11 protein-coding genes are annotated in these 10,081 nt (G+C 70.8%); 7 read left to right on the top strand and 4 right to left on the bottom strand.

What is annotated here, in order from left to right:
* Window positions 1–41: 41 nt before the first annotated feature.
* On the top strand, window positions 42–584 hold the full coding sequence (locus tag Apa02nite_RS40985) for a YbhB/YbcL family Raf kinase inhibitor-like protein (protein WP_203829874.1): 543 nt from the start codon (window positions 42–44) through the stop codon (window positions 582–584).
* A gap of 110 nt (window positions 585–694) precedes the next feature.
* Here Apa02nite_RS40985 and Apa02nite_RS40980 read toward each other — a convergent pair whose 3' ends face one another.
* Window positions 695–1,441, bottom strand: coding sequence for an SDR family NAD(P)-dependent oxidoreductase (locus Apa02nite_RS40980; protein ID WP_203829873.1), 747 nt, complete (start codon window positions 1,439–1,441; stop codon window positions 695–697).
* Window positions 1,442–1,578: 137 nt separating this feature from the next.
* On the opposite strand from Apa02nite_RS40980, the gene Apa02nite_RS40975 reads away from it, so the two are divergent.
* Window positions 1,579–2,463 carry a LysR family transcriptional regulator gene (locus Apa02nite_RS40975; RefSeq protein ID WP_203829872.1) on the top strand — a complete coding sequence of 295 codons (885 nt, stop codon included), beginning with the start codon at window positions 1,579–1,581 and terminating at the stop codon, window positions 2,461–2,463.
* A 238-nt stretch (window positions 2,464–2,701) separates the two neighbouring features.
* A complete protein-coding gene (locus Apa02nite_RS40970; protein ID WP_203829871.1) occupies window positions 2,702–3,139 on the top strand; it encodes a polysaccharide deacetylase family protein in 438 nt (145 codons plus the stop codon).
* A 269-nt stretch (window positions 3,140–3,408) separates the two neighbouring features.
* On the opposite strand, the gene Apa02nite_RS40965 is transcribed toward Apa02nite_RS40970, so the two are convergent.
* Window positions 3,409–5,577: a 2Fe-2S iron-sulfur cluster-binding protein gene (locus tag Apa02nite_RS40965; RefSeq protein WP_239164903.1), complete on the bottom strand. Its 2,169-nt coding sequence runs from the start codon at window positions 5,575–5,577 to the stop codon at window positions 3,409–3,411.
* A gap of 471 nt (window positions 5,578–6,048) precedes the next feature.
* Between Apa02nite_RS40965 and Apa02nite_RS40960 the strand changes: the two genes are divergently transcribed.
* The 4 genes from Apa02nite_RS40960 (at window position 6,049) to Apa02nite_RS40945 (ending at window position 8,630) form a co-directional block, all read left to right on the top strand.
* Window positions 6,049–6,453, top strand: a complete 405-nt coding sequence (locus tag Apa02nite_RS40960; protein WP_203829870.1) for a hypothetical protein — start codon at window positions 6,049–6,051, stop codon at window positions 6,451–6,453.
* 140 nt (window positions 6,454–6,593) lie between these two features.
* Window positions 6,594–7,064 carry a tyrosinase family oxidase copper chaperone gene (locus Apa02nite_RS40955; protein WP_203829869.1) on the top strand — a complete coding sequence of 157 codons (471 nt, stop codon included), beginning with the start codon at window positions 6,594–6,596 and terminating at the stop codon, window positions 7,062–7,064.
* A gap of 32 nt (window positions 7,065–7,096) precedes the next feature.
* Window positions 7,097–7,918: a tyrosinase family protein gene (locus Apa02nite_RS40950; RefSeq protein ID WP_203829868.1), complete on the top strand. Its 822-nt coding sequence runs from the start codon at window positions 7,097–7,099 to the stop codon at window positions 7,916–7,918.
* Window positions 7,919–8,162: 244 nt separating this feature from the next.
* Window positions 8,163–8,630, top strand: coding sequence for an NUDIX domain-containing protein (locus Apa02nite_RS40945; RefSeq protein ID WP_203829867.1), 468 nt, complete (start codon window positions 8,163–8,165; stop codon window positions 8,628–8,630).
* Window positions 8,631–8,640: 10 nt separating this feature from the next.
* On the opposite strand, the gene Apa02nite_RS40940 is transcribed toward Apa02nite_RS40945, so the two are convergent.
* Together Apa02nite_RS40940 and Apa02nite_RS40935 are read right to left on the bottom strand one after the other, a co-directional pair.
* Window positions 8,641–9,195 carry a TetR/AcrR family transcriptional regulator gene (locus Apa02nite_RS40940; protein WP_203829866.1) on the bottom strand — a complete coding sequence of 185 codons (555 nt, stop codon included), beginning with the start codon at window positions 9,193–9,195 and terminating at the stop codon, window positions 8,641–8,643.
* Complete coding sequence (locus Apa02nite_RS40935) at window positions 9,188–10,021, bottom strand: alpha/beta fold hydrolase (RefSeq protein ID WP_203829865.1); 834 nt, start codon at window positions 10,019–10,021, stop codon at window positions 9,188–9,190. The genes Apa02nite_RS40940 and Apa02nite_RS40935 overlap by 8 nt, the downstream gene beginning before the upstream one ends.
* Window positions 10,022–10,081 lie beyond the last annotated feature (60 nt).

The raw sequence follows: 10,081 nt of genomic DNA, 5'->3' as shown, positions 1-10,081 counted from the left end.
GTACAGTCGATCGCAACCCTCTCGTTCCGAAGGATGGATCCATGACCGTCAACAACCCGTTCGCCCGCCTCCCCGAGGTCCCGGACTTCGCCCTGACCAGCACCACCGTCGAGGACGGCAAGCCGCTGGCCGCCCCGCAGCTCTCCGGGATGTTCGGCGTCCCGGGCGGCCAGGACGTCTCTCCTCAGCTCACCTGGAGCGGCGCCCCGGCCGCGACCAAGAGCTTCGCCGTGACCGTCTACGACCCGGACGCCCCCACCGGTTCCGGCTTCTGGCACTGGGCCGTCGCCAACATCCCGGCCGACGTCACCACGCTCCCCGAGGCCGCCGGCGACGACACCGGCTCCGGCCTCCCCGCGGCCGCGTTCCAGCTCCCCAACGACGCCCGCGCGGCCCGCTTCATCGGCGCCGCCCCACCGGCCGGTCACGGCCCGCACCGCTACTTCATCACGGTCCACGCCCTGGACGTGGCCGACATCGGCGTCGCCCCGGACGCCACCCCGGCAGTCCTCGGCTTCACCATGGCCGGCCACATCCTCGCCCGCGCCACCCTCATCCCCACCGCCGAGACCCCGGCGAGCTGACCCGGCGCCACCTCACATGACAGTGGGTATCGGGTTTCCCGTGGGCACACCGGCGAGCCGGTGTGCCCACGGGCCGATCCTCGTCCGCGCCGATCAGGGACAGCCGGCGGTCAGACCGCGATCCGGCCGCCGTCGACCGGGAGAATCGCGCCGTGCACGAACGACGCGGCACCGGTCGCCAAGAACACGATCGCGTCCGCGATCTCCTCTGCAGTGCCCGGACGCCCGGCAGGACCGGCGGCGGCGAGCTGGTCGAGAGACTCCCCCATGCCGGCGGTTCCCTCAGTACGGGTGGGGCCGGGGCTGACCGCGTTCACCCGCACGCCGCTGGGGCCGAACTCGGCCGCCCAGGACTTGGTGAGCAGCACCATTGCGGCCTTGCTGGAGCCGTAGAGACCCATGCCGGCCGCACCGAACTCGGCCACCATCGTGGTCACGTTGACGATCGCGCCGTGCCCGCGCCCGGCCATCGCCGGGGCCAGCTCGGCCACCAGGAAGTACGGCGCCTTGACGTTGAGCGCGTACACGTCGTCGAACTGCTCCTCAGTCATCTTGTCGGTCGGGCCGAACGGGAAGATGCCGGCGCTGTTGACCAGGATGTCGACCGCACCGGCCAGCCCCACCGCCCGGCCCGCCAGCGAACGCGCGGACGCCTCGTCGCGCAGATCGGTGGCGACGAAGAACGCCGTCCCCCCGGCCTGCTCGATCTGCTTCACCGCTTGCGCACCGCGTTCGGCGTCGCGGCCGGAGAGCACCACCGTCGCGCCGCGAGCGGCCAGCGCCGTCGCGGCGGCCCGTCCGATACCGCTGTTGCCGCCGGTCACCAGCGCCACCTTGCCGAGAAGTTCCATAGCCATCGCCGCTCACCTTTTCTGTCCTGAACCCCGCTCGGGGTTCCGGGTGGTGCAAGCGGGCACGGCACCGGCTGCATCCCGGCCGCGATAAGCCTCGCTTATGGGCGGTCATCACCCATCCGGCGTGGTGCGATGGGGAGATGGAGTTACGGGAGTTCCGGGTCTTCCTGGCCGTCGCCGAGGAGGGCAGCGTGTCCGCGGCCGCCCGCCGGTTACGGGTGAGCCAGCCGGCGGTGTCGCAGACGATTGCCGCGCTGGAGCAGCAGACCGGCTTGGACCTGCTCGTGCGCCGCAGCACCGGGGTCGGGCTCACCGACGCCGGGACGGTGCTGGCTGCCGAGGCCCGGGCCGTCCTGGCCCGCTACGAACAGGCGCTGACCGCTGTCGGGCAGTTCGCCACCACGGGGGACACCGAGTTACGGATCGGTGTGCCACTCGAGTTCCCGCCGCTCCTTCTCCCGGACGCGGTGGCGGCTCTGGCTTCGACGCATCCCCGGACCCGGGTGGCCGTACGGCATCTGTCCTCGGCAACCCAGCTCGACGCCCTGCGCGCCGGCGACCTGGATCTGGGGCTGCTGCGCTCCCGGCCGGCTGATCGCGACCTCGATGCCATGGTGGTGGTCGAGGAGAAACTGGGCGTGCTGCTGGCCGCGACCGCAGAACGCCCCGACCCCGACAGCGTACGGCTGGAGTCCCTCGCCGGCCTCAGCTGGGTGGGCTTCCCGCGAGCCGACAGCCCGGTGTGGTTCGACGAGATCGCCGCCGTCCTCCGCAGCCACGGGCTGAACCCCGGCTCCCCCGCCGCGCCGGGGCAGTCGCTGATCGCCGAGGTGAAGTTCGCCGCAGTCAGCGCCGGCCAGGCGTTCACTTTCGCACCGGAGAAATGGACCCAGCCCTTGCCGCCCAGCGTCGCGTGGACCGCCCTGACCGGCGCACCGCTCGTCCGGCGTACCTGGGCGGTCTGGCTCGCCGACTCCCGTCGCCGCGACCTGGCCGCCCTCGTCTCCCACCTCGATCAGGGGTGACGTCCGGACGCGGACGGCCTGAACGCCGTTACCGGGGCACCGGATTGCCGGTCGTGCCCGGCGATGCATAAAGTGCGTTCCTCCCGGAGCTAAGGAACAGCATGCACGGTGGGAAATTCATGACCTCGGCCCTCAGCGGGTGTCTGCTACTGGTCGGTGGCGGGGCATCGGCGTCAGCGGCCGACGGTCCCCCGCGTCGGTGTCAGCGCCCGTTCAGTACGACAGCCCGGGTGCGACGGTGCCCGCCATCGTGACCGTGTACGGATCCACCCGCACGGTCTCCGGCGGGGCCGGCCGCCCGGTCGTGGCGGCCGGCAAGATCTCTGAGCAGCCGATGTCGCCGGCGACCATCCGGCAGATCGAACGGTGCCAGAACACCACGCGTGACGTGTGGCTGACCTTCGACGACGGCGGCAGCGCCAAGCAGGTCAAGTCCATCCTGGCCACCCTCAAGCGCAACAACGTCAAGGGGCACTTCTTCTTTCGCGGTGACTGGGCTCGCCAGCACCCGAAGTTGTTCAGCAGCATCAAGGCGGCCGGACATGTGATCGGTAACCACACCTCCCTGAACAGGATGGGTAAGACGAACCTGACCAAGCAGATAGACGCGGGTACCGCCGCCACCGGTGAGCCGAATACCGCACCGCACCGCTGCGTGCCGGTGGTGTCCTGCTGATGCACGGACACGGCAGGTACACCGCTTCGGGACTGCAGCAGATCATCAATGCCGTGCGCGCGAAGGGGCTCACGCCGCAGCGCCTGAAGTGACGGGCCACGCGCCAGGAGAGTGCCCCACCCAGCCAGCAGGGGTCGTCGGCGGTCCGCATCTCGGCACCTCCCGACCGTGACGAATCGCTACACCCCGGCGGTCGCGCAGCGGTCGGGACGGAGCGCGGCCTCGCGTCGTAGCCACGGGACTGTGCCCAGGTCGTACAAAATGGGGTTTTAGGGTTCGGGGATGTCGAGAGTGACCGGTGACAGTGGGCAGGCTGTGCAGGTCAGGATGTAACCGGCGGCTTTCTGGGCTGGGGTCAGGCAGTTCGGTTCGGGTTGGGTGATCTCGCCGGTGCGCAGCTGGGCCATGCAGTCGCCGCAGTTGCCGACCGTGCAGGAATACGGCATGGGCAGGCCGGCGGCTAGGCCTGCGTCGAGCAGGGTCTGGCCGGGTTCGACGATCGTCGCGCCGAGGGGGTGGCCGTCCTGGTGGACGTGCATCTGCTGCGGAACGGTTGTGGTGGTGTCGGAGTCCGGGCCGCTGGTGTAGCGCTCGTGGTGGACCAGCGGGTCCGGTACGCCGAGTTCGGTCAGGACCCGCTGCACGGTTTCGGTCAGTGGTTCGGGGCCGCAGACGTAGTAGTGGGTGTCGGCGGCGGGGGCCAGGCCGGTGATCCAGCGGCGGACGCGGTCCGCGTCGAGGCGTCCGTCCCGGCTCGTCGTGACGTGGGTGACCGAAAGCCGGTCGGGGCGGGCCTCGGCCAGCCGGGTCAGGTCGGTGGCGAAGATGGTCTCTTCCGGACTGCGGCTGCTGTAGAGCAGGGCGATCCGGCCCTCGCCCTGTGCGCGGATCATGCTCATCATCGGGGTCACGCCGCTGCCCGCCGCGATGAGCACGGTCTGCGGCGGCGGCTGGTCCTCGGCGTGGAACGTTCCCGACGGGCCGAGCAGCGTCAGACGGTCGCCGGGGCGCAGGGTGCGGTGCGCGTGGGTGGAGAATCGGCCGCCGTCGACCTGTTTGACGGTGACCTCCAGGCGTGCCGACCCGGGCGCTGACGAGGCCGAATACGCCCGGCGCACCGGCCGGCCGTCGATGTCGGTGATCAGCGTGAAGAACTGGCCGGGCCGGAAGTCGAACGGGCGGTCGCCGGCGTCCGCCAGCACGAAGGTGACCGCGCTCGGCGTTTCGGGGCGGACCTCGACGATGCGCACGTCCCGCGCTCGCTGCTCGGTCCGGTCGGCAGCTGCCGGAACGGTGCCGGTGGTGACCTCGTCGTAGCCCTCCTTCCTCAGCCCGGAGCGGTAGGCGCGGTTCATCACCACGCGCATCAGCCGGGTCATCCCCGGGATCGCCCCGATCGCTTTCAGCAGGAACGCGGGCGGGCCACCGCGGGTCTTCGCCGCGTTGGCGGCCAGGTGGGCACTGGCCAGCGCCATCAGGTCGGGCGCGGTGCCGCGGTCGAGGTGCGTGCCCGGTGTCCACATCCGGGAGCGGGCCACGGGATCGTTGCCGGTCACCTCGGCGTGCTCGACATCGATGAGCAGCGCCGCGTGCGGGGGGATCCCGCGCAGCGCCATGGTGGCCAGCAGGGCGGGGTCGTCGGTGATCGCGCCGCGGCCGCGGACGTGCAGGACGCCGCTGCGGCCCGGGACGAGGGCGGCGAACGAGAGGCGGTCGTCCTGCACCAGATTGCGGAGCGTGTCGGCGCGTTTGTTGCCCCGGCGGTCCGGGATGACGAGTGTGCGGTCGTCCAGGATGCGTGCCACCGCCTCCCGGTCGCCGCGCGGGCTGGTGTCGCTGCCACCGGTGGAGTCCCAGGTGGAGAGGGCGAGGAACGGTGCGACGGCGATGAACTCGGCAACGCCGGGGCGGGTCAGGGGCCCGTCACTGGGGATCTCGAGGGCTGACGCGGGCGGTGCGGGCGGCGTGAGCGGTGCGGGAGCTGCGGACTCGGGCGCGGCGGGCGGCTGCCACAGGCGGGAGCGGAGGACCGCCTGGGCGCAGTGGACGTAGGCTTCCGCGATCTCGACGGTCGTCTCCGCGCCCTTGCGGGCGGCTGCCGTGCCGTTGACGCGCAGGATCTCACCGACGCCCGGCAGGAGAAAGAACATCGAGACCGGGCCGCGCGGCGAGCCGGGCTCCGGCAGGCGGAACGAGATCCGGGTGGGCGAATGGACGCGCACGAAACCGGGCGCTCCGCCGATGAACGTGGTCCGGCCGGTGCCGTCGGCGTCGCGATAGCCGAAGGCCGCGATCGGGCAGCGGGCGAGGATCGTCCGGCAGCCGTCGTCGAGTGCGCTGAGCTGCTTGAGCATGATCATCGACATCGGGCGACCGATCACCGCCTCGATCTCGTCCACCGTCGTCAGTCGGCTCTCGGCCGTGTTTTCCCAGTTCACGGTACTATTGTGAGCAATCACTCAGGTTTTGACTACTCGCTTTTCGTGCGCCGCGGAGCCCCTGCGGCACCGCGGTCTTCGGCCACGTCGCCCGGCCCGCCGGGCATGCGCCGGGCTCCCCCGCCGAGCCGGCCCGCACCGACGTTGCTCACATTTGCGCCGCGCGCGCCCACGCCCGGAACGCCGGCAATCCGGCATTCCGGGCGCGCCGCCAATTGATGCAATTCGATTGCTTGACGCGCAGGCGCTTTACGCGCTTTTTAAACGATGTAAAAAACAGGTGAAGACGATCAGACTTAACAATCGTTAATTGCGTACGAATAATGACCCGGAAACTGTGACAGCCTGCACATCTCTCCAGTACGGAACGGTGATATGGTCCGTGCCGTCGGGCGGAGGTGATCTCTTTCGCCGGGCCTCTCCAATGTCGCGGGCAGATCCCCGCGGCCATTTCACTAAGGAATCCTTCACATGCGAAACATCGTCAAGACTGTTGTCGTTCTCGGTGCGACGGCGGCCGCGCTCGCCCCCGCCTCGGCGGCACCGGCCGCATCCCGCGCCACCGTGACCGCCCCGCTCGGCACGTACGGCTTCGGCCGGGCCGGCGTCATCGGCGAGGCCGGTGTCGCCGCCGGCGTGTGGCGCTCCTTCGCGGTCCGTCCCGGCTTCGCCGGCGACGACCTGAGCGTGACCTACCAGCGGCGGACCACCGCCTACGCCGCGGAGAAGCAGGTGTACACCGCCGCCTTCAACACGGTCGCGGACGCGCAGGGCGAGTGCCTCGCCGTCGGCGCGGCAGGGGTGGCGCGCAAGGTCTGGGTGTCGTTCCGGTGCCAGACCGGCTTCGTGCCGAGCTACACGCTGTACGTGCGCTGACGCTCTTTTAGAACACCATTCTGCTGGAGGTCCGGCGCGCCATTGTCATACGGCGCGCCGGCCTTCCGCGTGCCCTTTTTCGAACCCCTCCGTTTTTGCACGCCTATGCGGCGCCACCCCCACCAGAAAAGGCATTACAGATGTCCACCGTGACTCGTCGCGACCTCCTGCGCTACGGCGCCGCCGCCACTGTCGTCGTCAGTGGCGCGGTCGGCGCGCAGGCCCTGTCCACCCCCAGTTCCGCCGCTCAGCCCGCGACCACGGACCCGCGTGACTTCGACGTCGAGTACCGCGGCAAGCGGATCACCGGCGCCCACGGCCCGGCGAACAACACCCGGGTCACCGTGGCCGGCAGCCGCACCCGCGAACCGCACCAGGTGCTCATCGACGGTCGCAAGCTGGCCCTCATGCCGATCGAACTGCCGCCCTCGGCCGCCGTCCCGGCCGGGACGATCGCTTTCATCAGCGCGCTCAACCACTACGAGCCGGTCCTGGTCGACGACGGCAAGCACGCCGGCGGGCTGCTCAAGCTGGCCCGCCGCGCGGTCGACGCGCTGGGCGACACCGAGCTCACCGCCCTGGCCGGCGTCGAGCACGACCACGGTCACTGACCGTCCTTCTCGAAGATCCGAAAGGCACAACCATGGGCGTACGTAAGAGCGCGCGCAACCTCACCGGCCCCGAGAAAGCGGCATTCGTCGCCGCCGTGAAGAGGCTGAAGGCGCAGACCACCGGTCGCAACTACGACTGGTTCGTCACCACCCACATGACCTACTTCGCCGGCGTCAACGGCATCCGGTACGCACACCAGGCCCCGTCGTTCCTGCCCTGGCACCGGCAGTACCTGATCGAGTTCGAGCGGGCCCTGCAGGTCTACGACCCGTCGGTGAGCGTCCCCTACTGGGACTGGACGGTGGACCGCTCGACCAGCGGTGCGCCGTTCACCGCCGATCTGCTGGGCGGCAACGGCTCCGGCGGCAACGGCCCGGTCACCACCGGCCCGTTCGCCGGCGCGACGAACTGGCGCATCAACGTCGGCAGCACCACGGCCACGTCACTGCGGCGTGCGATGGGCACGAACACCCTGCCGACGGCCGCGCAGGTCACCTCGGTGCTGGGCGTTTCCGCGTACGACGCGGCGCCGTGGAACAGCTCGGCCACCGGCGGCATGCGCAACCGGATGGAGGGCTGGACGACCCCGAACCTGCACAACACGGTGCATGTCTGGGTCGGCGGCCACATGGGCCAGCAGGACTCCCCGAACGACCCGGCGTTCTGGCTGCACCACTGCAACATCGACCGCTTGTGGTCCCAGTGGCAGACCCGGTGGGGCTTCGACGCCGCCCACTACGTCCCGGCGAGCGGCACCGCGGGAGTGGTCGACCTCAACGAGCCGCTGCAGCCCTGGCCGACCGTGACCCCGGCGTCGGTCCTGCAGCACAGCAGCCTCTACACATACGCCTGATCCATGGCCGCGGGCGCTTTCGGGCGCCCTCGGCTCGGGCGCGGCAATTCCGGCGGCAAGCCGACGCCGACCCCGGCTGGTTGTCAGGGGTGCCTCGAAGCACCCGAGACACCCCTGACAACCAGCCGACCCGCGACAGCTGGCGCTCAGCGGTGTCTGGAAGCGCTCGAGACACCCCTGGCGACCAGCGGGGAAGTCCGTGGCCGCCGTTCGGGTCGGGGCGGAATGCGGCTACTGTGCCCTAATGGGTATTTCTCCGCACCTGGCCCGGTTGCGGGCGATGATCGGCCACGCCCTGATCCTGCTGCCGTCGGTGGCGGTCATCGTCGTCGACGAGCGCGGACGGCTGATGCTGGTGCGCCACGCCGGGCATCAGGAGGGCTGGGCGGTGCCCGGCGGCGGGGTCGACGTCGGGGAGACCCCCGCCCGGGCAGCCGTGCGGGAGATCCGTGAGGAGACCGGCGTCGAGATCGGCGGGCTACGGCTGCTGGACGTGCTCGGCGGCGCCGACTTCGAGGTGACCTACCCGAACGGCGACCAGGTCGCCTACGTCACCACCGTCTACCAGGCCGATGTCGCCGGCGGGACGCCCACTCCCGACCAGGAGGAGATCAGCGAGCTGGGCTGGTTCACCCCGGCGCAGCTCGCCGGCCTCGACCTCAACCGGTTCGCCCGCGCGCTGCTCCAGGCGACCGGTCACCTCGCCCGGTGATCCATGCCGGTCAAGAGCGTCGCAGGCCGCGGTCCAGGAAGTCGATCAGCCACTCGAAGCTCTGATCGGTGTCAGCGTTCCACTGGAAGCCGTTCGCGCCCTGTAACGTCGCGAAGCCGTGCAGGGTGCTGCGCAGCGTGCGCAGGGCGTGGGTCTGGTCGGCCGGGTCGATCGCGTAGCCGCGCAGGACCGCGGCGAGCGAGGCGATCCCCCGGGCTCCGGCCGCGTCGACCTCCGGATCGGACGTCACGCCGACGGTCGCGGCGTACCGGCCCGGGTGACCGACCACGTAGGAGCGCATCGCCCTGGCCGCGGCGGCCAGCGCGTCCCGCCCGGCGTACCCCTGGGTGGCGTCGCGCAGCGCGTCGCTGAGCTCGTTCATCGCCAGGGCGGCCAGGCCCTGCTGGAGTGCGGCGAGGCTCTCGACGTGTTTGTACAGCGACGGGGTGCGCACGCCGAGCCGTTCGGCGACCAGGCCCATGGTCAGCTGGCTGAAGCCCCGTTCGTCGGCGACCGCGGCGGCCGCGGCGATGACGGTGGCCCGGTCCAGACCGGCCCTAGGCACGGACGGCCGTGGCGAGGAACGGGAGCATGAGCGACACCACCTGATCGGGGAACTGGGCGTGCGGATAGTGTCCGGCGCCGTCGACGAGGGCCAGGGTAGCGAGCCCGGCGGGCATCGCGGCGACGACCGCCTCGCCCTCGGCGCGCGGGTCGGCCCAGTCCGGGTCGAGCGTGCCCTGCACGATCAGAGCCGGACAGCGCACCCCGGCCAGGTGTTCGCCGGCGTCGGCCGGGGTGGTCTGGCCCATCTTCTGCAGCACTTTCATCCGGCCGGGCTCGCGCAGCTTGCTCTCGATCCGGGCGAGCTCGGCGGTCCAGTCGGCCGGCTTCGGACCCGGGTAGGCGACGTCGAGGTAGCTCAGCCACTGCTTGACGCTGCCGAACAGCGCGGTGCCGAGCAGCCGCGTCATGCCCTGCCGGAAACGCTTGACCCGCAGGTCGCCGAGCGCGATCGACTGCTTGCGGGTGAACGGGCCCAACTCGACGATCGCGCTGACCAGCTCGGGCGCGGTCGCCGCGGCGATGGTGACCGCCCCGCCGGAGATCGAGTGGCCGACCAGCACGGCCGGGCCGCCCAGGTGCCGGACCAGCGCGACCAGGTCACCGGCGATGTCGGTGCGCGAGTACCCGGCGAACCCGGTGTCCGAGTCGCCGGTGCCGCGCAGGTCGGTGGCGGCCACCCGGTAGCCGGCGGCGACCAGGCGAGGCACCACGAAACGGTACGCGTGCCGGCTGTCACCCATCCCGTGGGCGAGAACGACGAGCGGCCCGTCGCCGGTCACCTCGTAGGCGATCCGGCCACCGTCAACAGCAAGGAACTCGGTCATGACAACCTCCAGGTCTGGCTAACTCCGTTAGCTAAAAGCTAATCGCGTTAGCCAGATCTG

Origin of the sequence: Actinoplanes palleronii (assembly GCF_016862315.1) — a bacterium.
Classification (GTDB): Bacteria; Actinomycetota; Actinomycetes; order Mycobacteriales; family Micromonosporaceae; genus Actinoplanes; species Actinoplanes palleronii.
The sequence above is the reverse complement of the archived record's forward strand: the minus strand, read 5'-3'. Positions and strand labels throughout refer to the sequence as shown.